The organism is Arthrobacter sp. 05T420 (genome assembly GCF_056396305.1).
In genome coordinates this window covers 34128-57218 of the sequence record NZ_JBFTLG010000027.1, presented here as the reverse complement: position 1 = coordinate 57218, position 23091 = coordinate 34128, and the positions used below count along the sequence as shown (strand labels likewise).

Annotated in this window: 21 protein-coding genes; 11 read left to right on the top strand and 10 right to left on the bottom strand. The window is 65.5% G+C overall.

What is annotated here, in order from left to right; genetic code table 11:
• The 3 genes from AC1DEM_RS20865 to AC1DEM_RS20855 all read right to left on the bottom strand — a co-directional run.
• Nucleotides 1–1442, bottom strand: a 1442-nt coding sequence (locus AC1DEM_RS20865; protein ID WP_476886191.1) for an HNH endonuclease signature motif containing protein, incomplete at its 3' end; no start/stop codon positions are given.
• A 253-nt stretch (nt 1443–1695) separates the two neighbouring features.
• Nucleotides 1696–2091, bottom strand: a complete 396-nt coding sequence (locus AC1DEM_RS20860; RefSeq protein WP_476886190.1) for a universal stress protein — start codon at nt 2089–2091, stop codon at nt 1696–1698.
• Between the two features lie 67 nt (nt 2092–2158).
• The gene (locus tag AC1DEM_RS20855) at nt 2159–3070 is read right to left on the bottom strand and encodes a 2-hydroxyacid dehydrogenase (RefSeq protein WP_476886189.1); all 912 of its coding nucleotides are present in this window, start codon (nt 3068–3070) and stop codon (nt 2159–2161) included.
• A 334-nt stretch (nt 3071–3404) separates the two neighbouring features.
• Between AC1DEM_RS20855 and AC1DEM_RS20850 the strand changes: the two genes are divergently transcribed.
• Genes AC1DEM_RS20850 through AC1DEM_RS20825 form a run of 6 tightly spaced genes read left to right on the top strand, consistent with a single transcriptional unit; the run spans nt 3405 to nt 9789 of the window.
• On the top strand, nt 3405–4967 hold the full coding sequence (locus AC1DEM_RS20850; RefSeq protein WP_476886188.1) for an ABC transporter substrate-binding protein: 1563 nt from the start codon (nt 3405–3407) through the stop codon (nt 4965–4967).
• Between the two features lie 29 nt (nt 4968–4996).
• Entirely contained in the window at nt 4997–5926 is a 930-nt protein-coding gene (locus AC1DEM_RS20845) for an ABC transporter permease (protein WP_476886187.1), read from the top strand.
• 9 nt (nt 5927–5935) lie between these two features.
• A complete protein-coding gene (locus tag AC1DEM_RS20840) occupies nt 5936–6934 on the top strand; it encodes an ABC transporter permease (RefSeq protein WP_476886186.1) in 999 nt (332 codons plus the stop codon).
• Nucleotides 6931–8043 (top strand): ABC transporter ATP-binding protein, encoded by a 1113-nt coding sequence (locus AC1DEM_RS20835; RefSeq protein WP_476886185.1) that lies wholly within the window; start codon nt 6931–6933, stop codon nt 8041–8043. The genes AC1DEM_RS20840 and AC1DEM_RS20835 overlap by 4 nt, the downstream gene beginning before the upstream one ends.
• Nucleotides 8036–9061: an ABC transporter ATP-binding protein gene (locus tag AC1DEM_RS20830; RefSeq protein ID WP_476886184.1), complete on the top strand. Its 1026-nt coding sequence runs from the start codon at nt 8036–8038 to the stop codon at nt 9059–9061. The genes AC1DEM_RS20835 and AC1DEM_RS20830 overlap by 8 nt, the downstream gene beginning before the upstream one ends.
• On the top strand, nt 9058–9789 hold the full coding sequence (locus tag AC1DEM_RS20825) for a sulfite exporter TauE/SafE family protein (protein WP_476886183.1): 732 nt from the start codon (nt 9058–9060) through the stop codon (nt 9787–9789). Before AC1DEM_RS20830 ends, AC1DEM_RS20825 begins: the two co-directional genes overlap by 4 nt.
• A 41-nt stretch (nt 9790–9830) precedes the next feature.
• On the opposite strand, the gene AC1DEM_RS20820 is transcribed toward AC1DEM_RS20825, so the two are convergent.
• Both AC1DEM_RS20820 and AC1DEM_RS20815 read right to left on the bottom strand, forming a co-directional pair.
• Entirely contained in the window at nt 9831–10847 is a 1017-nt protein-coding gene (locus AC1DEM_RS20820) for a 2-hydroxyacid dehydrogenase (protein ID WP_476886182.1), read from the bottom strand.
• Nucleotides 10844–12145: a glucarate dehydratase family protein gene (locus tag AC1DEM_RS20815; protein WP_476886181.1), complete on the bottom strand. Its 1302-nt coding sequence runs from the start codon at nt 12143–12145 to the stop codon at nt 10844–10846. The genes AC1DEM_RS20820 and AC1DEM_RS20815 overlap by 4 nt, the downstream gene beginning before the upstream one ends.
• Before the next feature lie 154 nt (nt 12146–12299).
• Between AC1DEM_RS20815 and AC1DEM_RS20810 the strand changes: the two genes are divergently transcribed.
• The gene (locus AC1DEM_RS20810) at nt 12300–13256 is read left to right on the top strand and encodes a LysR family transcriptional regulator (protein WP_476886180.1); all 957 of its coding nucleotides are present in this window, start codon (nt 12300–12302) and stop codon (nt 13254–13256) included.
• A 45-nt stretch (nt 13257–13301) separates the two neighbouring features.
• Here the strand turns inward: AC1DEM_RS20810 and AC1DEM_RS20805 are convergent, their stop codons facing one another.
• Nucleotides 13302–13604, bottom strand: a complete 303-nt coding sequence (locus AC1DEM_RS20805) for a helix-turn-helix domain-containing protein (protein ID WP_476886179.1) — start codon at nt 13602–13604, stop codon at nt 13302–13304.
• A gap of 66 nt (nt 13605–13670) precedes the next feature.
• On the opposite strand from AC1DEM_RS20805, the gene map reads away from it, so the two are divergent.
• Nucleotides 13671–14453 (top strand): type I methionyl aminopeptidase, encoded by a 783-nt coding sequence (gene map / locus AC1DEM_RS20800; protein WP_476886178.1) that lies wholly within the window; start codon nt 13671–13673, stop codon nt 14451–14453.
• A 96-nt stretch (nt 14454–14549) separates the two neighbouring features.
• Here the strand turns inward: map and AC1DEM_RS20795 are convergent, their stop codons facing one another.
• Entirely contained in the window at nt 14550–15779 is a 1230-nt protein-coding gene (locus AC1DEM_RS20795; RefSeq protein WP_476886177.1) for an amidohydrolase, read from the bottom strand.
• A 459-nt stretch (nt 15780–16238) separates the two neighbouring features.
• Here AC1DEM_RS20795 and AC1DEM_RS20790 point away from each other — a divergent pair, with 459 nt between their 5' ends.
• Nucleotides 16239–17804, top strand: a complete 1566-nt coding sequence (locus AC1DEM_RS20790; protein WP_476886176.1) for a family 16 glycosylhydrolase — start codon at nt 16239–16241, stop codon at nt 17802–17804.
• Nucleotides 17805–17944: 140 nt separating this feature from the next.
• Here the strand turns inward: AC1DEM_RS20790 and AC1DEM_RS20785 are convergent, their stop codons facing one another.
• Complete coding sequence (locus tag AC1DEM_RS20785; protein ID WP_476886175.1) at nt 17945–19774, bottom strand: M1 family metallopeptidase; 1830 nt, start codon at nt 19772–19774, stop codon at nt 17945–17947.
• A gap of 136 nt (nt 19775–19910) precedes the next feature.
• Nucleotides 19911–20213: a DUF4193 domain-containing protein gene (locus tag AC1DEM_RS20780; protein ID WP_476886192.1), complete on the bottom strand. Its 303-nt coding sequence runs from the start codon at nt 20211–20213 to the stop codon at nt 19911–19913.
• Between the two features lie 164 nt (nt 20214–20377).
• Here AC1DEM_RS20780 and AC1DEM_RS20775 point away from each other — a divergent pair, with 164 nt between their 5' ends.
• Both AC1DEM_RS20775 and AC1DEM_RS20770 read left to right on the top strand, forming a co-directional pair.
• Nucleotides 20378–20758, top strand: coding sequence for a DUF7793 family protein (locus AC1DEM_RS20775; RefSeq protein WP_476886174.1), 381 nt, complete (start codon nt 20378–20380; stop codon nt 20756–20758).
• 779 nt (nt 20759–21537) lie between these two features.
• Nucleotides 21538–22305 (top strand): SDR family NAD(P)-dependent oxidoreductase, encoded by a 768-nt coding sequence (locus AC1DEM_RS20770; protein WP_476886173.1) that lies wholly within the window; start codon nt 21538–21540, stop codon nt 22303–22305.
• A gap of 35 nt (nt 22306–22340) precedes the next feature.
• Here the strand turns inward: AC1DEM_RS20770 and AC1DEM_RS20765 are convergent, their stop codons facing one another.
• A complete protein-coding gene (locus AC1DEM_RS20765; RefSeq protein WP_476886172.1) occupies nt 22341–23051 on the bottom strand; it encodes a hypothetical protein in 711 nt (236 codons plus the stop codon).
• Between the last annotated feature and the right edge of the window lie 40 nt (nt 23052–23091).

Here is a 23091-nt window from a genome sequence, read left to right as displayed (position 1 = left end):
CCGGCCGGTGTCCAGGCGGAGCCGTGTTTGAGGCGGTGGTGTTTGGGGCAGGGCTGGCCGAGGTTGGAGATGCCGGTGGTGCCGCCGTCGGCCCAGGCCAGCAGGTGGTCTGCGTCGTTGTCCAGGGAGTGGTTGCTGCAGCCGGGGAAGGGGCATCTGCCGTCGCGGAGCCGGAGCCAGTGCCGCTGGGCTCTCGTGAGACGGTAGCTGGTCCGGCCGATTTCCAGCGGGGCACCGTCCCGGGGGTCGGTCAGGACCCGGTAGAAGGACCCGGCGCCGTCGGTGACCAGGCGGCGGGCCATGGACGGCGGGATCGGCCCGTGGCCGTCCAGGACGGCGGGTTCGTCGGTGGCGCCCAGCAGGGACAGGACCGGGACGGTGATCAGGACCTGCGCCCGCGGCGACGGGACACCCCCGGCCACACCGCCGCAGGCCGTTCCGCAGCCGGCCATGCTGCCATCGGCCGCTCCTCCGGTGCCCCCGTCGGCCATACCGCCATCGGCCGTTCCGCAGGCCGTTCCGCAGCCGGCCATTCCGCCGTCGGCGGTGCCGCCACTGCCGGTGCCGGGGCTGTGGCCGGTGAGCAGCCAGGTGGCGGCGACGTCGGCGCGGAGCTGGGTCAGGGTCCGGGCCTCCTCCGGGCCCTGGAGGGCGCGGGCGGCGGCGGTGGTCCGGTCCCAGATCCCCGCGGCGGTGTCGGCCGGGAGGTGGGCGGAGAGCCAGGCCATGCCGTCCCGGTCCGGGGCGTAGTCGACCCGCCGGTCTGCGGCGCTTTTGCTGTGGCGTTCTTCGATGCTGACCGGGTGGTGGCGTTCGCGCCAGGCGCGGGCCTTGGCCCGGAACCGGGCCGCCACGAGGTCCCCGGCTCCGCAGCCGCGGGCCGGGTTGGGCGCGCCGGGGTCCAGGAAATGCGCTTCCAGGCCGGCCGCTCCGGCGGGATCCAATTCGCTGGTTTCGTCGATGATGATCCGGGCGTGCTGCCAGGAGATCGTCCCGGCCTGCAGGGCGGCCAGGGTCAGCGGCAGCGCCGTGGTCAGTGCCCGGGAATCAGACAGCAGGGCGCCGGCGGTGCGTTCGCTGACAGTCAGCACACACCCGACCTCGGCGACCAGCGCCATCGCCTGCACGGTGCGGTCCTGCGGGGACGGCGCCGGCGGCGCCAGGGCCACGGTCGCCCGCGCGTAGTCGGCGGCCAGCCGCACCTTCAGCGCCGCGGTCCGGGCCTCGAGCCGGGCGACCTCGGCGAGCCCGTCCAGGCACCCATCCGCCATGCTCCCCAACGGATCCGCATTACACAGCGGATCGGCGCCGGGCGCATCGGACCTGCCAACGCCGCCGCCCATTAAAGCAACAAGCTCGGCAGCGGACGCGGCGACGGCCTCCACGGCCTCCCTGCATTCCGCACTCCAGGTTTCCGCACTCCACCCCGCCCGGCTTTCCATACCCCCAGCAAATCACGAGGCACCGACAATAATGATGACTGTGGTGCCGGGTAAGCCATATTTACGGCCTGAGTGTTTTTCTAAAAATGATGCGTCCAACCCGCTCGGCCGAGCATGACAGGGGACGGAAGGCCGCGCTCCAGGTGTTCGCCGAAAACCGGTTCCCTCGGGCCATCTCCCGCCCGCTGAAAAATCGCGCTTCTTCTCGTCCAGCGTCGCTGCCGGCCGCCGTCGTACCGCATACGTCAGGAGGTCAAGAGCGGGACCCCACCGGAGGCTTGACGGCAGTGACGGGGCAGCCCGCTTCGAGGATGACCCTCTGGGCTGTGCTGCCCAGGAACAGTTTGCCCACCGGGGAACGACGCCGGACGCCGATGACGACGAGCTCGACGTCGTCCTCGAACGAGGCGTCAATGAGGACGTCGGCAGGATCGTCGCCGTTACCTGATGGCCGGATTCGCGCTGATACGCCGTTCACGGAAGCCAGTGCCAAGGCCGCCGATTCCTCAGCCGGGGAGATGTCGCTCTGGGCGTCGGCCGCAGGCCACAGTATGTCCAGGCCGGTCCGCCGTCGTGCTGCTTCCGCGATGGCTGCGTGGAGTGCCGCAAGGCCCTCCTTCGTTGAAAGGTACCAAACCGCTACGCTCATTGCCCGTTCTCCCAGCTTCCTTGAGGCTTCCTCATGTGTCTGGACTCATGTGCGTCCGGCCGGGCGCTCAACATACCGGCGTCACCAGCTTCCCGGTGGTCACATACTGCAACAGGTTCGCCAGGGTCAGCTCGGCCATCGCGGCCCGGGTCTCGTGCGTTCCGCTGCCCACGTGGGGGAGAAGGACCACGTTGTTCAGGGCCAGCAGGTCGTGGGGCACCTTGGGTTCGTCGTCGAAGACGTCGAGCCCCGCGCCGGCAAGCTGACCCGTCAGAAGCGCCGCCACCAGTGCCTCTTCGTCCACGACGGAACCCCGCGCCACGTTAATGAGGTAGCCGGAAGGGCCCAGTGCCTCAATCACGGCCGGACCGACCAGCTTGAGTGAATCTGGGCCGCCCGCCGCCGCGATGATCAGGACATCGGACTGCAGGGCCAGATCCACCGGTGAGGCGCAGTACTCGTAGGGCACCTCCGCCACCGGCCGACGGTTGTGGTAGCTGATGGTGCAATCGAAGCCTTCAAGCCTGCGGGCTATCACCTTGCCGATGCGACCCAAGCCGAGGATGCCGACACGCTTGCCGCTGGCTTTCGTGGTCAGGGGAAAGTTCCCGGCGGTGGCCCACTGGCCGGCGCGTACGTACCGGTCCGCCGCGCTGATCCGCCGCAGCACATCCAAGTACAACGCCAGGGCGGTGTCGGCCACGCAGTCGTTGAGGACCTCCGGGGTGTTGCTGACGGCGATGCCCCGTTCCCTGGCTTGGCTGATGTCGGTGGCGTCGTAGCCCACACCGAAGTTCACGACGGCGCGCAAGGCCGGGAGCGCGCGCATGAGTTCCGTGCCCACGCCGACTTTGCCCGAGGTGACGGCCACATCGAAGTCGCCACCTCGACGTTGCAGGAATGCGTCTCGCTCCGCTTGGTCATCCGGAAGCCGTACGGCGCCGTAGTCAAGAACCACGGCGTCCTGTACAGAGGGCATCAGGGGTCCTACTTGAAGGACAGCTACGTTGTTCATACCTGCACCCTAGGTTTCGCAATCGATACGCGTCCAACTTGTAAGTTGCATCGATCAATGCGCCGCGAGCATTGATCCGGGCTATTCCCAGCAATCACGCGGGTCGCGTACCCCCGTGGCGCTCGTCACAGGGCAGATGTTGAGCGGGTTGGAAGGCTACGCAAACAGACGGAGGACCGCTGTCTCTTGTCCGCCTCTTCCGCCGCCACTACTTTGAGTTCGACCCCGGACCTCAGCTCCCAAAGCAGACCTGCATTGATGGCCTGAGGCCGCCCACCCCCGAATTCCGAGGAATCCAATGACGCCTTCTTCTCGTGTACTTTCCCAGGCTGCGGTCCTGAAATGGCCGGCCCTCGCCGCTGGCGCTCTGCTCGTGCTGAGCGGGTGCTCGGTTGCGAACTCCGCTTCCGGCCCTGCTACGGCTGGCGGCAATCTCCGGGTTGTGCTGGCGCAGGAGCCCCCCACGCTGGAGGCCTGCGAATCCAACCTCACCTCCATCGGCGTGGTGGTGCGCTCGAACGTCACGGAACCGCTGATTGAGCGAAATCCCACCACGGGCGCGCTGGAGCCCCTGCTGGCAACGGAGTGGAAAGCAACCTCTGACACTGAATGGACGTTCAAGCTTCGCGAGGGCGTGAAATTCCAGGACGGCACGCCCTTCAACGCGGAAGCTGCCGCCTTCACGATCGACCGGGCCGTCAACTCCAAGCTGGGCTGCAACGTCGAGGGCTACGTATTTGGCGATGCCGACCTGAAGGTCAAGGCAGTGGACGCTACGACGCTGACGGTGGCCTCGCCCAAGCCTGACCCGATTCTGCCGCTCCGCCTTTCGTTCCTGGAAATAGTGCCGACGACGACGAGCACCACCGCGAAGGTCCGGGAACCTGTCGGTACCGGTCCGTACAAGATCGAAAAATGGGACGCCGGCCAGAAGATTACCCTCAGCAGCTGGGACGGGTACTGGGGCAAGAAGCCCGCGTACGCCAAGGCCGAGTACCAGTGGCGTTCTGAAAGTTCAGTGCGGGCCGCCATGGTCACCAGCGGTGAAACGGACGTGGCTCTGGGCCTCAGCCCGGATGACAACGTCGGGGACCTGGCTGTTGACTACCCGAACAACGAAACCGTGGCCCTCCGGCTCGAGGCCACCAAGGCGCCCCTGACTGATATCCGCGTCCGTCAGGCGGTGAACTACGCCATCGACAAGGAAGGAATCGTGAATTCCCTCTACCAGGGCAAGCACAAGGTGGCGGCGCAGCTGGTGCCCGAAGGCATCGTGGGACACAACTCGGCCCTTAAAGCCTGGCCCTTCGATCTGGACAAGGCCAAGTCGCTGGTGGCCGCGGCGAAAGCCGACGGCGTGGACACTTCGGCTCAGATCTCCCTCGTGGTCCGTAACGCACAGTTCCCGAAGGTCACCGAACTCGCGCAGGTCCTGCAGGAGCAGTTGAGCCAGGCAGGCCTGAATGTGAAGCTGAAGATGCTTGAAACCAGCCAGCAGCTGACCTACCAGGTCCGCCCGTTCGCCGAGGACGAGGGCGCCGTCGCGCTCCTGATCCAGCATGGCAACCAGGCCGGCGACGCCGCCTTCACCGTTGACCAGTACATGCTCTCCACTGGTGCGCAGAGCTACTTCGGCACCCCGGAATTTGACGGAAAGATCAAGGCTGCGGACGCGGCGTCGGGGGAGGCGCGCAAGAAGGCGTTCGAAGAGGTCTTTGCGTACCAGAACGACAAACTGGTCCAGTTCGCCCACATCTTCCACCAGACCGGCATTTTGGGCAAGTCAAAATCGGTGAATTACACGCCCAACTCGTCCAGCGGGGACGAACTCCGCGTCTCGGAAATGACCCCGGCGAACTAGTCCGGACGTCAAGGAAAGAGGGACAGCCCATGCTGATCTACTTGAGAAAGCGGATCGTTTCCAGCGCGCTTCCGCTGGTGGTGGTAATCGTTGGTGTTTTCGCGCTCGCCAGGATGACCGGTAACCCGGCGGCACTGTATCTTCCGCTGAACGCCACGCAACAGATGCGGGACGAGTTCACTGCACGCAACGGCCTTGACCAGCCGCTGTTGGTGCAGATGGCGGACTACTTCGGCGGGGTGCTGAGGCTCGACTTCGGGCAATCGCTCAGGACCGGCCAAGATGCCGCCGCCATGGCCCTGCGTGCCTTCCCGGCCACGTTGCAGCTGGCGGCCACCACTATGGTGCTGGCTGTTCTTCTGGCGCTGGTGGTGGGTTGCTGGGCGGCCCTGAAGCCGAGCGGCGTCGCCGACCGCATCTCAAGTTTTGTCTCCATGGCCGCTGCCTCGATACCCGACTTCTGGCTCGCAATCGTTGGCATCTGGGTATTCGCCATCACCCTGGGCTGGCTCCCGACATCCGGTGTGTCGGGGGCCGGCGCCTGGGTTCTGCCCATCGCCACCCTCCTACTCCGGCCCTTCGGAGTCCTGGTCCAGATCGTCCGGGGTTCCATGGTTTCCGCGCTGTCCGAGCCCTACATCAAGCTGGCCCGGAGCCGCGGCGCAGGTGAACTGCGGGTGGTTACGCATCACGCACTGCGCAACGCCGCGGCTCCGGCTTTGACCGTGGCCGGTGACCTGACAGTGGGTTTGGTCAACGGAGCCGTGGTGGTGGAAACCATCTTCGGGTGGCCCGGGATAGGCAAACTCATGATCGATTCCATCCTGCAACGCGACTTCGCTGTCCTGCAGGCAGCCGTGCTGCTGACCGCCGTGGCCATCTTTGCGTTGAACATCCTGATCGACATGGGATACGCGTTGCTGGATGCACGCGTCCGCCCCGTGACGGCAAAAGCTTAGGAGTAGACCATGACGAGTTCATTGACTGAGCCGGCCGCACAGGATCAGCTGCCAGGGACCGAGAATCGGCCCTCCGGAAAGGGGAACGGAAGCCAGGATGGGAACCCCAACCTGTTCCGGCTCCTGCTGAAGGACCGCTTCGCCACGGTGTCTGCCCTGCTTTTGGTCCTCATCGGCCTGACAGCCGTGATCGGCCCCGCCTTGATGGGCGACCTGGCCACCAAGCAGAACCTCCTCTTCGCCAACAAGGCGCCGTTCTCACTGGCCCACGGCTGGGAATACGTTCTGGGGAGCGACTCCCTGGGAAGAAGCATGCTGGCCCGCCTCGTGGTGGCCAGCCGCACCACCTTCTCGGTCGCGGTACCGGCGGTGGCCGTGGCCCTCGTGGTTGGTTCGCTGTGGGGTGTCTGGGCCGGATACCACCGTGGTTGGCGGGAAAACGTGTCGATGCGGATTGCCGACGTCATCATGAGCTTCCCGTCCCTGCTGCTCGCCGTCGTGGTGCTTTACGTGTTCAGTCCCAGCGCCGGGAACATCGTGCTTATCCTCGCCCTGACGCGGATCCCGATCTACCTGCGCACGGCACGGGCCGAGTCCGCGGAGCTTCAAAGCCGGACGTTTGTGGACGCGGCCCGGACCTTTGGGGCCGCGCCAAACGCGATCATTGGACGCCATGTCATTCCCGTGGTTCTGCCGACGCTCCTGACGCTGGCCACACTCGAATTCTGCTATGTGATGCTGGCCGAGTCTTCCCTGAGCTTCCTCGGCATTGGCATCCAGCCGCCGGACGTCAGCTGGGGGCTCATGGTTGCGCAGGGCAGGCAGTACCTGCAGACCGCCTGGTGGCTTTCCATCTTTCCCGGCGTCGCGATTGTGGTCACCACCATTGCCGCGAACGTCCTGGCGGCCTGGCTCCGGATCGCCACAGACCCCGCCCAGCGCTGGCGCCTGGCACTTCCCCGCAAGCGGCTGATTGCCCGCATCCCAGTCAAGGAGGCAAAGCCGTGAAAACTGCTGCCCAAAGCGTGTTCCCCGGCCAGTCCAAGGCGCATGAAGTTGTTCTTAGTGTCAGGGGCCTGGCTGTGGACATCCGCACGCATCGCGGAACCGTCCGGGCCGTCGATGACGTAAGCTTCGAGGCACGCGCGGGGGAGACCCTCGCACTGCTTGGAGAATCCGGGTGCGGGAAGTCCATGACGGCCAAGGCGCTCGCCGGAATCATGGACCCCGTCTGCGACCTTGCCGGCGGGGAGGTGGTCCTCAACGGGACAGACCTGGCGGCCCTGACAGCCAAGGAACGACTGAAATTTGCCGGTCCCGAGCTCGGAATTGTCTTCCAGGACGCGCTGACAGCCCTCAACCCTGTTTATACCGTGGGAACACAGCTCGGTGAGGCTTTCCGGATCCATCGTGGACTGAGTGCCAAGGAAGCCAAGGTCCAGGCAATTGAGTTGATGGAGCGGGTGGGGATTCCCGAACCCGAGTCCCGGGTGAATTCGTATCCGCACCAGTTCTCCGGCGGCATGCGCCAGCGCATCCTGATCGCCATGGCCGTGGCACTGAACCCGCGCCTGCTGATAGCAGACGAGCCCACCACTGCCCTGGACGTCACGGTCCAGGCCCAGATCATGCAGCTTCTGCGCAAGCTCCGCGAAGAGAGCCAGATGGCCGTCGTGCTGATCACCCACGATCTTGCGGTTGTTGCTGAGGAGTCCGACTCGGTGGCGGTGATGTACGCGGGCAACGTGGTGGAGAGGGGACCGGTGTCCGAGGTCTTCAGCGATCCGCGGCACCCCTACACCAAGGGGCTACTCGAGTCGGTGCCCGTCCATGTTGGCCGCGGCGCCCACCTAAAGTCCATCGCCGGAAGCCCACCGGAGCTCCATGACATACCGGCGGGCTGCGTGTACCAGTCACGCTGCCCGTTGGTTCAGGACATCTGCCGGTCCGAGCGCCCGCAGCTGCTGCCCGTGACGGAAAGCCCCGTGAACGGTCGCCCCGTGACCGAAAGCCCCGTTGACCTGCAGGACGACGCCGACGATTACGCCGGCGCCCTGCTGTCAAGGCCCGGCCGGGCTGCGGCCTGCCACTTCAGCAAGGAGATAAACAATGTCTGAGCCGCTTTTGCAGGTTGATGGCTTGTGCAAAACCTTCCACGTCGCCAAGAGCGCCCGCGGCAATACCCGCCTTAAGGCCCTGGATGGCATTAACCTCACGGTCGGGCGAGGGGAAACCCTGGGCCTGGTGGGGGAGTCGGGCTGCGGAAAATCCACGCTTGCCCGGACCCTCATGATGCTGGAGACACCGGACGAAGGGACGGTGACCTTTGAAGGTACGAACCCGTTCGGGCTCCGCGGAAAGGAGCTGCTGAGCTGGCGGCGCAGGGTCCAAATGGTGTTCCAGGACCCTTTTGCCTCGCTGAATGCACGGATGAACGCCGGCGACATTGTTTCCGAGCCCTGGGCGACCCACCGGAGCCTTTACCCGTCCTCGCGGGAGCGTGAAGCCCGCGTACGGGAGCTGCTGCACATGGTCGGGCTGCGGCCCTCGGACGCGCGCAAATCCCCGCAGGAGTTTTCCGGCGGCCAGCGGCAACGGCTCGGCATCGCCCGTGCCCTGGCTCTGAACCCCGACGTCATCATCCTCGATGAGCCGGTTTCCGCGCTGGATCTGTCCGTCCAGGCCCAAATCCTCAACCTGCTCAATGACCTGCAGCAGGAACTCGGGGTCTCCTATATTTTCATCTCCCATGACCTGACCGTCGTCCGGCATGTGGCCGACCGCGTGGCCGTGATGTACCTGGGCAGGATCATCGAGACCGGCGCCACGGAGGAAGTCTTCGACCATCCACGGCACCCCTACACGGCGGCGCTGATGTCCGCCTCGCCGAAGCTCGACGTTACCGGGGCGAAGCGGGACCGAATCGTCCTCCAGGGCGAGCTGCCCTCCCCGCTGGATCCGCCGTCGGGCTGCCGTTTCCGCACCAGATGCTGGAAAGCGCAGGACGTCTGCGCCGAGGTGGCGCCCGAGCCGCGGGTGACGGCCGCCCCCGATGGAGGGCTGCGCCTGGCCGAATGCCACTTTCCACTTGAAACCGTCAAAGGTCTCACAGGCGCCACCGCAACCGTCGGGTGACGGCCACGGAGTATGCGCTCATCGCCGGCGTGGTTTTCCTCGCCGCCTGCCTGCAGGCCTCAACAGGCTTCGGCATGGGGATGCTGGCCGCGCCGGTGGTGGCCATGGTGGATCCGGCCCTGCTGCCGGCCACACTCATTCTTCTTGCACTCCTCGTGACAGTCCTCGTAACCGTCCGTGAACGGCAGCACCTGGATCTCCGCGGCACGGGCTGGGCTCTGGTGGGCCGGATCCCCGGAAGCTTCCTGGGGGCATGGCTGGTGGCCCTGCTGTCCAAGGAGGGCCTGGCCTGGGTGGTGGTCATCGTGGTGGTCACCGGCCTGGTCCTGGCAATCCGGGGGTGGGCGCCCGAACCGGTCAGGATGAACCTGATCGCGGCCGGTGCCGCCTCAGGCATCATGGGCACCGCGACGTCCATCGGCGGACCGCCCATGGCCCTGGTCTGGCAACGCCACCAGGGATCACGGCTGCGAGGCACCATGAGCGCGTTCTTTATGGTGGGCTCGGCAATTTCCCTGGTGGCGCTGGGGGTCGCAGGCGCCGTGACAGGTCAAATATTGACGCTCGCGCTGTGGTTGGTGCCGGCCGTGCTTGGAGGGTATGCGGCCTCCCGGTTCGTGAACCGTTTCCTGAACACCGCCCGGCTGAGGATGCTGGCGCTGGGCTCGTCCGCGCTGGGAAGCCTGCTGTTGATGGGGCAACTCGCCGTCGCTGCCTTGCAGCCCTGACCTCCGCGGTCACTGCAACGAAGTCCCTGCAGCCCGGTGATCTACCTGGCCCTAACCCTCGGTACGAGGTTGACCAGTTCCCGTCCGTGCGCCAGCCGGCCAATATTTGCCGCGATGTCCGCCGCCCGGCGTTCGAACGTGATCCGCGCGTGCCCGGAGTGGTGCGGCGTGAGGACGGTATTGTCGAGCGATCCGAACGGCAGTTCGGCGGGCGGCAGCACGCCGTCGGCGGGGGATCCCCACCACACATCAATGCCTGCTCCTGCGATACGCCGGGACTGGAGGGCGTCGAACAGCGCCTGCTGGTCCACCACGGGACCCCGCGCAACGTTGATCAGGAGCGCGGACGGCTTCATGGTCGCGAACTCCGCTGCCCCGATCATCCCTCGTGTCGAAGAGTCCAGGGGTGCGGTAACAACAACGACGTCTGAACCTGCCAGTAGCTCCGGAAGCTGGTGGTTGCCGCCGATCCAACTCAGAGTGACCCCGTCGGGGGCGCCGGCGGCCGGATTCTTGCGGACGGCGCGAACATCCATGCCTAGCAGGCCGGCCATGCGCGCCGTTTCCGCTCCGATGGAGCCCAGCCCGACCAGTCCCATCGTCATTCCACGCAAGGTCGGGTGGAACGGCACTTCGGGGTCGGTGGCAATGGTCCGCCATCGGCCTTCACGCACCGCGCGGTCGGCCGCGATGACATTGCGGGACAGCATCAGCGTGACCATCAGGATGTGTTCCGCAATGGGCCGCGCGTGATGGAACGTGTTGGCAACAAGGGTTGCTGGCAGCAGTCCCGGAACGAAGATCTTGTCGTACCCAGCGCCGGTGACGTGCACCAGCTTCAGTCTGCTAGCGGCGGCCACCTGCGCGGGACCCAGCGAGGAACAGACGACGACGTCGGCAGTGGCCAGTGCTTCCAGCTGGCGTTCAGGAGACCAAGCCGCCGCCATGGTCCAGTGGTGAGCGCCGCCGTCGTGCCTTAGCTGATCCTCAAAGCGGCTGATGATGGGATCGGTGACCACGATCGACAGGACCTTTTGTGAAGGCACCAAAACGCTCACCAGCGGGGGCTCTGCAGCTCGTAGGAAGGGTGCAGCCGCTGCATGTACCCGGTGTCGTCCCGGCTCCTGAGCCCGCACTCCAGATACTGGCGGTGGAGGCGTTCCAAGGCGTCGCGGTCCAGTTCGATCCCCAGCCCGGGTCCTGCGGGGACGTTGACAGCTCCGTTCTCAAACAAGAAAGTGTCGGCCGCAATGACGTCCTCTTCCGGGTCCTTCCATGGCCAGTGGGTGTCACACGCATAGTCGAGTTTCGGCGTGGCCGCGGCGAGATGGACCATTGCGGCAAGGCTGATCCCCAGATGGGAGTTCGAGTGCATCGACAGCCCCAGCCCGAAGGTCTCGGTGATGCCTGCCAGCGACTGGGAGCAGCGGAGGCCTCCCCAAAAATGATGATCCGAGAGGATCACGTCAACGGCCCCGGCGGCCACTGCCGGCGCAATATCAGCGAAGCTGACGACGCACATGTTCGTGGCCAGCGGCATGCCGACCTCGCGGCGGACTGCCGCCATTCCTTCGATGCCCGGGGTGGGGTCCTCCAGATACTCCAGAATGCCGTCCAGTTCCTTGCCGACGCGGATGGAGGTCTCAACCGTCCAGGCGCCGTTGGGATCTATCCGGAGCGGCATCGCCGGAAACTCCGCGCGGAGGGCCTTGATCGCGGCGACCTCCTCCTCCGGGGGGAAGACGCCTGCTTTCAGCTTGAGGGCGGAGAAACCATACTCTTCCACCATTTTCCGCGCCTGGCTGACGATCCCGACGGGATCCAAGGCTGCGCCCCAGGCGTCGTCCGCCTGGCCGGGATGCCCGGCCCACTTGTAGAACAGGTACCCGCTGAACGGGACGGCGCTGCGGACCGCTCCGCCAAGGAGGTCGCTCACGGGGCGGCCAAGGAGCTTCCCTTGGATATCCAGGGCAGCAACGTCAAACGGCGAGAGGACGCGGTCCGTGGTGCTTGACACGGTAACCATTCCGCTCATTCCGTGGCCACCCCGGATCGTGTCCTTTTGCAGGGCAGCGGCAACGCAGCTGCGGAGTTCGTTGATGTTGAACACGTCTGTGCCGGGAACGGCCTCGGCCGCGAGGTGCAGACGGGCCAAATGGCCGGCGTCACCGTATGTCTCACCCCATCCGCTGACGCCCGCGTCGGTATGGAATTCCACTATCGCCCGGAGCGCAAACGGCTCGTGGACACCGACGGTGTTCAGCAGCGGCGGGTCCTTGAACGCCACCGGCGTGATCGTGACGCCGGTAATCCTCACCTGGTGGAGGTGCTGTGCGTGCTGGCTTTCCTGGTTCACTCCGGTGTGCTCCTTAGGCGTGGGTCAGGCGACCGGCCGATTGACGCTCTGCCTGGCTGACGGTTTCCGCATCTGCTGCTGAACTGAACATAATGGGTGCAAACGATCCAAGTCCAAGCCATAATGAGCACTCATGCATCCATGAAAGGTATTGATGTTCTCCCTGCCGCAGCTTGAATCATTTGTCGCTGTTGCTGAGGAACTGCACTTCGGTGCGGCCGCAGCTCGGCTGAACATGACACAACCACCCTTGAGTCGGCAGATTCAGATGCTCGAGAAACAACTCGGTACCCAGCTCTTTGGCCGGACCAGCAGAAGGGTTGAGCTGACGGCGGCCGGCTTGATGCTGCTGCCCAGGGCCCGGCAAATACTGGACATGTGCATCAAGACCGATTTGGATGTCCGCCGGGTTTCATCCGGCGACGCCGGCGCGATAACCGTCGCGTACACCGCCATCGCTGGTCAGAGTGCGTTGCCCCAGCTGCTGAGGCGTGCCGCCGACATCATGCCCGGTGTCTCGTTTGTCTTGCGGGAACTGGTCTCCACGGATCAGATGGACGGGCTGGTGAAGGGCAGCGTGGACATCGGGTTGCTCCGGCCGATTGTGGCCCGGCCGGGCATTGTGTCAAGGCCCATCATGACCGACCGTCTCGTCGTGGCCATCCCCTCGGGCAGTGCCATTCTGGGCAACCTGCCGGATATGGATGCGCCGCTTCCGCTGGGCTGCCTGGATCGATTGCCGCTGCTGATGTATTCAACCAAGGAGGCGCGCTACTTTCATGACCTCGTCCTGCGGCTGTTTGCCAGCGCAGGTGCCCACGCGAACATCACGCAGTACGCAAGCCAGGTCCCGGCCCTCCTCGCCTTTGTTCAAGCCGGCCTGGGCGTGACGCTGGTGCCCGCCTCGGCTATGGCGTCGTCGCCCCCGGGCGTGGAGTTCCACGAGATCAGCGGCAGCCATGGAATCCGCGAACTCAACCGTGTGGACCTGGAACTCGCGTGGAACGAGCAAACCGCCAATCCGGCCGTGCGGAGGCTGCTGGAGCTTATTGACTCCACGGGCCTGAATCCCGGCGAACGTTTGGACATGCCGCCGGGAGACCTCGCGTAGGCGCCCGCGCAGCTGCCGTTGGGCTGCGAGCTGCTGGATTGAGCCTTACGAGGCCAACCGCTCACGTGCGTTGTGATCAGAACTGCTGGGTTCGAGGCCATGTTTGGGCTGGGTGATCTCTGCCCACACCGCATCGAGGGAGAGGCCGAGGACGTCGGCGATCGCAGCGATGGTCGGGAAGGCAGGAGTCGCTACGCGGCCCGTCTCGATCTTCCGGAGGGTCTCCGGTGAGACGCGCGCATCGAGCGCGATTTCGAGCATCGAACGCTCTGCCCTGGCGCGTCGCAACAGGGCACCGAGGCGCTGTCCGCGCTCGACCTCTGCGGATGTGAGTGGCAACCTAACCATGGCTCCGATTATAGTACCGGGATAATATGGCCGGGATAGTTATTGGATGCGTGAGAAAGGCGCCGCATGATCGAGATCCTGAACCCCACCGAACTGGCCCGAGCAAAAGTGACCGGCACCCTCGTCGCGGACATCTTGCAGACGCTGAAGATCCGTAGCACAGTCGGCACGAACCTCCTGGACATTGACCGGTGGGCCCAGACCATGATTGTCGAGGCTGGCGCGCTGTCCTGTTACGTCGACTACGAGCCATCCTTCGGACGCGGGCCGTTCGGACACTACATCTGCACGGCAGTCAACGACGCCGTGCTTCACGGACTGCCCTACAACTACGCGCTTGCCGACGGCGACCTGCTGACTCTCGACCTCGCCGTCTCCAAGGGAGGAGTTGCCGCAGACTCTGCCATCAGCTTCATCGTGGGCGGCTCCAAGCCCCCGGAGAGCGTCGCGCTGATCAGCGCGACCGAGCGCGCATTGAACGCAGGGATAGCCGCTGCCGGACCCGGGGCTCGTATCGGCGACATCTCCCATGCCATCGGCTCTGTCCTCAGCGAGGCCGGGTACCCGATCAATACCGAGTTCGGGGGTCATGGCATCGGGTCAACGATGCACCAGGACCCGCACATCGCGAACACCGGACGGCCGGGCCGTGGATACAAACTGCGCCCCGGGCTGCTGCTCGCGTTGGAGCCATGGGTCATGGCCGACACCGCTGACCTCATCACCGACGCCGACGGGTGGACACTCCGAAGCGCGACCGGCTGCCGGACAGCCCACAGTGAGCACACGATCGCCATCACCGACGACGGAGCCGAAATCCTCACTTTGCCGACGCAGGCGCACCCGTGAGATTGGAGCCCCACCTGCGCCTATGCTCCCGGCGTCTCATCACGAATCACCGGTGACGAGGACTGTTCCCGATGTCCCCGCCTGCCGCGCGACCCGTCATCGCTTGGAGAGGTACGACAGTGCGGCCACGACATGGGTTTGGACGCCCATGGACAGGGTCGGATCGATCACGGGGGCGAAGAAGGGGGAGTGGTTGGCCGGGATGTCCTGATTCACTGTCCCCTTCGCGGCCGCGGCCGCGTAGGCGTTGGGGTCCGCGCCGCCGAGGAGCCAGAATGTGTAAGGCACGCCGAACGCATCCGGAATGCGGCTGAAATCCTCCGAAGCCGTCTGCCTCTCGGCACTGTGCACGGCGTCGGCCCCAAAATGGGCGGAGAACGCGGCCCGGACCCGCTCTGTCACGGCCGCGTCGTTGCTGGTGAGCGGGAACTGGTCGTAATACTCGAAATCAGGCTCCCGGGGCGACCCGGCGGCAGCGCACTCGCCGTTGACAATCCGCTCAATCGCGGCGAGCACCGTGGCCCGGACCTGGTTGTCGTAAGTGCGGATATTCAGCAGCAGCGTGGCTCGGTCCGGGATGATGTTCGATGTCGCGCCGGCGTTGAGCGCCCCGACGGTGACGACGGCGAAGTCCCCGGGCTTCGTCTCCCGCGAGACGATTGACTGCAACCTGAGCACGATCGAGGAGGCCAGCACCACCGGGTCCACGGACATGTGAGGCATCGAGCCGTGCGCGCCTTTCCCGTACACGGTGATCCTGAGTGAATCTCCGGCCGAAAGGACTGGCCCGGCCGTGGTGGCGACCGTCCCCGCCGGGATCGGCATCACGTGCTGGGCGAGGGCGACGTCGGGCCGTGGCACTTTGGTGACCAGTCCGTCGTCGACCATTGCCTTCGACCCTGCTCCGATTTCTTCGGCAGGTTGGAACAGGGCGATGTAGGTGCCGGACCAGGCTCCCCGGCCGTCCGCCATGAGCTTGGCGGCGCCGAGCAGCGCACTGACGTGCAGGTCGTGACCGCACGCATGCATGATCCCGTCCATTGCCGACGCATAGGACAGCCCCGTGGCCTCGGTGACGGGTAAGGCATCCATGTCGGCGCGCGCAAGAACGGTTGGGCCAGCTCCGTTCGCGAGGACGCCGACGACGCCGGTCCCTCCAATGCGGGTCACTGCAAAGCCGAAGGCAGTGAGTTTGTCTTCGACAATCTTCGAAGTCTCATGCTCCTCAAGGCTCAGTTCGGGATGCCGGTGCAGCTGGGTGTACGTTTCCCGGAGCCAGGCGAGCTCGGTATCGAGCCCCGCCAGGACTGTCTCGGAATTGTTCATGCACATCACGCTTTCGGAGTCCGGGCGCCTCCACGGGCCAGGCGCAACTGACAGTCAGCTTAGTCCTGCTGAGGCATGTTCTGGGTGCCCCTGCGAGTAAGGCGAAGGCTTTAACGAGTATGAACCGTTGTTAAACGGGTAGCCGCCACCGGGGTTGTCGCGGCTAGGGACTCGTTACGATGGGGTCTCCCGGGCCGGTGAATCCGGCCGGATGAATTCGGCGGCACTGCTCAATCACGCCGCAGTCAGGGCTTTTGTCCCGGATGTTTACGACGAATGGCCGCCGCCCTCAAATCCCTCGGCGCACCGACGTCGCTGCCATGGTGGTGACGGCTTGTTTCACTTCAATGATGACTTTGCGAGGAATTCATGTGGCGACCGATATTTCCACGTCTAGTCCTTATCGCCACAATTGTGTGCCTCAGTTTGGTGCCCCTGCCCGCCAAGGCAGCTGGGGGAGTGGCAACGGACAAAGTGGTCAGTGCGCACCAGACGACGCTTTCCCGCACCGTCATTTCGCCAGCCTTTACAACCAGCCAAACCAAGGAACTCCTGGTTGCGTTTGTGACCTCTGATGGAAGTGCCCAAGCCGGTGCCCAGCAGTTCACCTCAGTCACCGGTGGCGGGCTCACCTGGCGCCTGCGTAAGCGGACCAACGTTCAGTTCGGGACAGCAGAAATCTGGCAGGCGGTGTCCATCGGCATCCTCACGAACGCAAGGGTGACCGCAACGCACAGCGGTTCATACCGGGGTTCCATAACGGTCGCCACATTCACGGGCGCGGACACGGCCACCGATGGAGCGGTCGGGGGTGCCAGCGGGCCCACGGGAGCGCCCACCGCTTCGCTTAGCACCACACGCAGCGGCTCCTGGGTCTGGGGTGTGGGAAATGACTGGAGTGCGTCCACACCCCGCACAGTGGGAAGCGGCCAAACCAAGGTCGACGAGTACCTTGCCGGCAGCGGCGGCACCTTCTGGACGCAACGCCAGACTGTGCCCGGCACAACGACGGCGCCATCTACCGTCAGAATCAATGACACCGCTCCCACTACGGACAGGTGGAATATGTCTCTGATCGAGATTCGGCCGGCTCCGGCGGCGCCGGTGTTCACGGCGTCCTCGCCTCCGGCGACGGCCACGGTCGGTACTGCCTACACTTACACCTTTGCCGCAAACGGTAACCCGAGGCCGACCTTCAGGGTGGCCTCCGGTGCCCTGCCGGGCGGGCTGGGCCTGAACACCACCTCCGGGGTCCTGTCCGGGACCCCGACGACGGCCGGGCCGGCGACGTTCACGGTGGCCGCGGCCAACGGGGTCAGCCCGGACGCGGTCACGCCCTCCCGCACGATCACGGTGAACCCGGCCCCGTCGCCCGACGGTACTCAGGCCGCCGTCGTCTTCGGGTGGGGTCCGGTGGTTGCCGGGGACGAGTTTTCCTACACGGGCGCGCCGAATCCGTTGAAGTGGGGCGTCTACAACAGTCCGGGACATGCGGGCAACGGGATCCGGAGTCCGAACGCGTGGTCTGTGGACGGCAGCGTGGTTACGGTCAGCGGCGACTCGGCGGGCACCACCGGCGGCATGTCAGCCAAGTTCGCCCAGCAGCAATACGGACGCTGGGAAGTCCGGATGAAGACCAGCGCCCGGGATCCGAAATACCACCCAGTCCTGATCCTCTGGCCGAACAACAACACGTCCCCCAACTGTGCGGAGATCGATTACGCCGAAGGAACTTCCGATACGTCCAGGATCAAGTTCTTCCTGCACTACGCGTGCAGCGGCTCGAACTTCCAGACCCAGACAGCGCAGCCGATCGATACCACTCAATGGCACAACTACGCGGTCCAGTGGACCCCATCCGGGATCACCGGTTACATCGACGGCGTGCAATGGTTCACCGACACAGACCCGGCCCACCAGCCCACGGTCGGGATGCACCAAACAATCCAGCTGGACTGGTTCCCGGACGGGACCGCTACCCTGCCAAGCCAGATGCAGGTCGACTGGATCCGCGTCTACGGATAGCGCCGGCGGCCCGGCCCGGCCACGGCGCTTCCGAAAGCCCGAGGACGTCCGGCTGCTCGAGTCGTTATCCCGCGACATCCGCCCCGCATTGGGGGCGTGACGCGGGCGCCCGCGCCCAACACACCAGCCAGAAGCGGGAGCTACCTCCTCGTCGCGTCCGGGGAAATCGAGTGCCGAGCCGTTCCCTGAGGCACCGAATCTTTCGCCCCTGAGAGTTGCGGCATCGCGGGGCGGTCGCCCTCACGCAGCCAATCGTTGAAGAAACCGTCGAGCTGCTGACCCGAGGCTCTTTCCATGACGGCCTCGAAGTCTTCCGTCGTCGCCGTCGCGTCGTTGTATCGGGTCAGCCACGACCGGGCGCCCGCGAAGAACGCCGCGTCGCCAATCTTCGCGCGCAGCGCGTGGAGGGCAGCCGCCCCACGGACATAGATCTGGCCCACGAACAGGTTGTCGCGGCCCGGATTAGCGATGTTGAGCGCCCAGCGGTTGTTCGCATCGAGGTACGCCACAGCGTCCCCGAACTGCTCCGACATCGTCGCCGCGCCTTGGTGCTCAGCCCACAGCCACTCGATGTACGTCGCCCAACCCTCGTTCAGCCAGATGTCCTTCCAGTCAGACGGGCTCACCGCGTCACCGAACCACTGGTGCCCGAGTTCGTGCACCACCGTGTATTCGTCTGCGACCTGCGAGTAGACCGGCCGCGTCTGGGTCTCGAGCGCGTAGCCTACCGAGTCGTCGTCGACAATCGCGCCGAACGCCCCAAAGGGGTACCGCCGGAAGAGACCCTCCAGAAACGCGATCATCTTCGGCTGCAGCGCGAGTGATGCCCTCGTCAGCGCCAGGGCCGCGCCCGTCACGCCCGAATCGATCGCGTTGATGATCGGCAGCCCGTGCGGACCCACGTCGTGGGACAAGGCAAAGTCACCGACGGTCGCCGTCGACAGGTAGCTGGCCATCGGGTCCGAGGCCTTCCACTTCCATGTGGTCCACCCGGCCTTGGTCGCCGGGCGGCCGGCGGGCAGCCCGTTCGCCACCGCCGTTTTGCCGGCCGGCACCGTGATGCGGAACGTGTAGGTTGCCTTGTCTTGGGGGTCGTCGTTCACCGGGTACCAGGTTGCAGCGCCTTCGGGTTCGTTGACCACCATCGCGCCGTCTGCGGTGGTGACCCACCCGTAGAGGGCTCCGGTGGTGTCGAGCGCCCGGCCGGTGACCCCGCCGTACTCGACGACGATCGTCGTCGTCTGTCCCGACTTGAGCTTTGGCCGCAGGCCGATCGTGAGTTCCCAGATGCGCTTCGCGTCGTCTTGCACTTGGGACCACTCGGCGTCCCTTCCGTCGTCCTGCCCGCGTAGCCACGCGGCGTCTCCGTTGCCCTGCGACTTCTGGTGCCTGGCGGCCTCGCCGTCGACCTGGACCGACGTGACGCCGAGGCCGCGCAGGTCGAAGTTGAGCGACTGCAGGTTCTGTTTCGCACGGAGGGTGATGGTCGCGACGCCGCTGAGGCGCCCCGTGAGCACTGCGGGATTGGTCGGCGGCGCGTAGCGGAGGGCGAGGTCGTAGTGCAGTACGTCGTACCCGCCGTTGCCGGCAAACGGGAAGTACTCGTCGCCGCTGCCGGGAGCGCCCGCTGAGTAGCGGGGCGCGTCGTGGGTGGGGGCGGCCTGCGCCGTCCCGCTGATTGCGCCAGCACTGGCCACCACCAGCACGACGGCGATCGTTGTGCGTCTCATAAACCGCTGCCCAATCATCGGTTTCCTTCCGCCGTCCGTTCTAAGCTCGCGGATCACCGTGCGGGACTTGAGGTCGATCATCGCCATGCCGCCGAGTTCGTAGGTGGCACCCGTGCCGGCGGCCGCGGTCTGCGGGAGGTTGGTGATCCCGCTGCAGAGCATTCTGGAGCTGGGTACGTACTGGCAGTCCTGGTAATCGACGTTGGTGCCGTCGAAGTCGATGCCGCCCGGGTGGTACATGACTACGCCCAGTCCCTCAGTCTTCTGCTCGCCCTGGCCGCAGTGACAGCGACCTTCGGACTCGTCCGCTCCAACACCGCCGTCACGGCCACTCGATTCGAGTGAGATATCAACCTGCCCTGGAGGCCGCCCAGGTTCAGCCTTCGCAGTCCTTGCAGTAGACCTCGGCGCCAGCCTGCCGGGCGATCTGGGAGCGGTGCCGGACCAGGAAGCAGGAGTAGCAGGTGAATTCGTCGGTGGCCTGCGGAATGACCTGAACCGTCAGCTCTTCGGCGATGAACTCGCCGCCCGGGGCTCCGGCCCCGTCCAGCCCGTCGGCCTCGTCGAGTTCCTGGACGACGCTGCGGGCGTCCGGTGCGTTAGCGGACTGCAGTGCTTCCAGGGAGTTTTCCTGGCTTTCCTTGACGTCCGAGCGGACTTCGTCGTAGTCGGTTGCCACGTGGCTGGTTCTCATTTCTCGAGGGTTGACTAGGCTCACTGCAACGTACGGCAACCCGCAGTTGTTCCGCAGCCGCGGCCAGAATTGACGCCGGACGGCGTTGGCGGGTCACGCCATGAGTGTGGCGCAGGTCATCGCCGCAGTTCAGGCTTAGGATCGACCAAATGATGCCAGGACGAATCGACGCTGCTGACGGGAAGAACGCTCTCAGCGTTGACGCGGGGATCCTCGAAAGTGTCTGGCGCCCCGGTTCTTTTGTCGACGCCGACGACGCCAGGGACGCCATGCTCGCTGTGGAACGCATCAGCGGGGGGACGCCGATGCCGATGCTCTCTGAGATGACCGACGTCGTGTTCAGCGCCGCGGCCCGATACCAGTTCGCACAGAGTAGGGGCGTGGTGGCCATCGCGGTTCTCGGATCCAGCGCAGTCGACAGGGTCATCGCTTCCGCCACGAGCCGGGAGACCAAATACCCGCACGAGTTCTTTACCTCAAGGACCGCCGCAATCACGTGGCTGAAGGAAGTTCTCAGCAGCCGCGGATAGGCAAACGGCGGTGCAGGGTTTGGGAAGGATTCGCGCACGATTCAAGACAGACCGGTCTTTCCCGTTGTAATGTTGCTTCACGGTCGTCCGCCCCGTTCGCTCCACAGTTGTCTCAGGGCTTCAGGGATCGTGGCCGGTTCCGGGCTCTGCCGGAACGGGAAACAAAGGATTAGGCAAATGTCCATTGAGTCCATTGAGTTGTCGTCCCGTCCGAAACGCCCACCGGAGGATCCGCCCGGGGACCCGTGGACGAGGGAACCGGAGGGCAGCAGGGTGCAGGGGATACGCCTGCAGGCCGCCGAGATCATCGCCGCGGTGCTGTCCGATTCCGCGCCGGGACAGGCCCGTGCAAGGGATCAGCTCTGTCGCCTGCTGCAGGCCAACCCGGGGCGGCCGGAAGTTGCGCTGGCGGCACACCTGATCGCTCTCAGGGAGGAACCTGCCCGGGGTCGCCGACCCGATCTGACCCTCGTCCATGGGCAAGCGGCGGAAGCCGAAACGCCCACGCAACCCTCGCGGCCGGGCGCTGGGCGGCCGCCCGGGCCCCGACCGGCTGCCCGCCAACCCCTCTTGCATCATCGTCCCACTGAGCGGGTGCACTATGGCCGCCCGGATCGGGCCGGGGTCGGCGGCTTGTACGGGGATGCCACCTAAACGCAACGAAAACCTAGACGCAACGATTCAGAAGGCGCGTGACGATTTCGCCATGCGTGTTCCGTTTCTGGAGCCAAGGGCTAAAGTGGCCGGGACGTACTCAGACCACGAAGGGGACTTGCCCCATGGCTCGCATTTTCATTACCGGCTCGACCGACGGACTCGGCCTCGCCACCGCCCGGACACTGTTGAACGAAGGCCACGAGGTCCTGCTGCACGCCCGCACCAGGGCACGCGCGGCCGCCGTCGATGACCTCGCTCCGCAAGCAGCCGGCGTCGTCGTCGGGGACCTCAGCAGCGCCGCCGAAACCCTGGACCTTGCCGAACAGGTCAATGCGCACGGGCGAATGGACGCCATCATCCATAACGCCGGCGTCTACCTTTCGCCGGGGCGCGTCGCGACCCCGGAGGGACATTCCCGGACTCTGGCGGTCAATGTTCTCGCCCCTTATCTGCTCACTGCACGGATCGAACGGCCCGGCCGCCTGATCTACGTCAGCAGCGGCATGCACCACGCGGCCAGCGGCAGTCTCCAGGATATCGATTGGACCGAACGTCGCTGGAATGCCAGCGCCGCCTACTCCGAGAGCAAGCTATACGTGACCGCGCTCGCTGCCTCCATCGCCCGGCACTGGCCCGACGTACTCAGCAACGCCGTTGATCCCGGATGGGTTCCCACCAAGATGGGCGGCCCGGGGGCTCCCGATGACCTGGCGATGGGCCATGACACCCAGAGCTGGCTCGCCGTCAGCAATGACCCGGCCGCCCTGGTCTCCGGCAACTACTGGTACCACCGCCGGCCGCGCAAGCCTGCCCCGGAGGTCACCGACACGGCCTTTCAGGACAGGCTTACCGACAAACTCGCCGAACTTGCGGGCTTAGCGCTTTTCTAAAGTACGGACGACCAAGCCAAGCATCAGGCGGCCGTTTAGGTGTCCTGTCGATTCGCTGCGGCACGGCTCCGCGGCAACAGGAATCCGACCGCGACAAGCCAGAGGAGCCCGCCGAACCGCCCGATGGGCAGCAGGAACCGGAGCGGTTCGATCACCATGGACAGGAAGCTCAGCTCGGCCAAGGCGGCGATGACAAGGCCGGCCCAGGCCAGCCAGCGCGGCACGAAGCGCAGGATGAGGGCCGGGACCGCGATCCCGGCTACGAGGAGCCCGAGGCCCACGACGTAGGCGACGCCGCCGGTGATGAACGCGAGAAACGACAGCGCGTGGGTCAGTGTCACGTCGGTGGTGATTTCCGGACGGCTCAGGACCCAGCCCACGGCGGCCGAGAGCATGAGGAAGACCGAGGCTGTGATGCCGCCAAAGAAACCGATCGCGGGCCCGGGGACGCGCACGCCGAGCCGGAGCTGCCGGGCGTAAACAGTGGCCGCGAAGATACCCAGCGGCACCGCTGAGCCGAATTGGAACAAGCTGGCGAGCCGCACCGCATCGGGGTTCCCGTGGAAATATGCCGCGACCTGGTCTGCGGGAGAGAACGGTGAGACAAATGTCTGGCCGCCAGCGAGGATCGCGCTGCTGAGCAGGCCGCCAACCGTGAGTCCCAGGCTCACTGCCGCCAGGATGCCCGGATTGGGGCCGCCCGATCGTGTCCGTGAAGAGGTGTGGTGGGGGGATAGGTCAGTCATGATCGCTTCTTTCCGATAATTACGTCACAACTAAAATGAT

Excerpts from the sequence above, each read along its gene's own strand:
- AC1DEM_RS20855 (WP_476886189.1), bottom strand. The coding sequence starts at position 3,070 with ATGCCCTCTGTACAGGACGCCGTGGTTCTTGACTACGGCGCCGTACGG.
- AC1DEM_RS20775 (WP_476886174.1), top strand. The coding sequence starts at position 20,378 with ATGATGCCAGGACGAATCGACGCTGCTGACGGGAAGAACGCTCTCAGC.
- map (WP_476886178.1), top strand. The coding sequence starts at position 13,671 with ATGATCGAGATCCTGAACCCCACCGAACTGGCCCGAGCAAAAGTGACC.
- AC1DEM_RS20860 (WP_476886190.1), bottom strand. The coding sequence starts at position 2,091 with ATGAGCGTAGCGGTTTGGTACCTTTCAACGAAGGAGGGCCTTGCGGCA.
- AC1DEM_RS20810 (WP_476886180.1), top strand. The coding sequence starts at position 12,300 with ATGTTCTCCCTGCCGCAGCTTGAATCATTTGTCGCTGTTGCTGAGGAA.
- AC1DEM_RS20795 (WP_476886177.1), bottom strand. The coding sequence starts at position 15,779 with ATGAACAATTCCGAGACAGTCCTGGCGGGGCTCGATACCGAGCTCGCC.
- AC1DEM_RS20785 (WP_476886175.1), bottom strand. The coding sequence starts at position 19,774 with ATGTACCACCCGGGCGGCATCGACTTCGACGGCACCAACGTCGATTAC.
- AC1DEM_RS20805 (WP_476886179.1), bottom strand. The coding sequence starts at position 13,604 with ATGGTTAGGTTGCCACTCACATCCGCAGAGGTCGAGCGCGGACAGCGC.
- AC1DEM_RS20830 (WP_476886184.1), top strand. The coding sequence starts at position 8,036 with ATGTCTGAGCCGCTTTTGCAGGTTGATGGCTTGTGCAAAACCTTCCAC.
- AC1DEM_RS20765 (WP_476886172.1), bottom strand. The coding sequence starts at position 23,051 with ATGACTGACCTATCCCCCCACCACACCTCTTCACGGACACGATCGGGC.
- AC1DEM_RS20840 (WP_476886186.1), top strand. The coding sequence starts at position 5,936 with ATGACGAGTTCATTGACTGAGCCGGCCGCACAGGATCAGCTGCCAGGG.
- AC1DEM_RS20770 (WP_476886173.1), top strand. The coding sequence starts at position 21,538 with ATGGCTCGCATTTTCATTACCGGCTCGACCGACGGACTCGGCCTCGCC.
- AC1DEM_RS20850 (WP_476886188.1), top strand. The coding sequence starts at position 3,405 with ATGACGCCTTCTTCTCGTGTACTTTCCCAGGCTGCGGTCCTGAAATGG.
- AC1DEM_RS20845 (WP_476886187.1), top strand. The coding sequence starts at position 4,997 with ATGCTGATCTACTTGAGAAAGCGGATCGTTTCCAGCGCGCTTCCGCTG.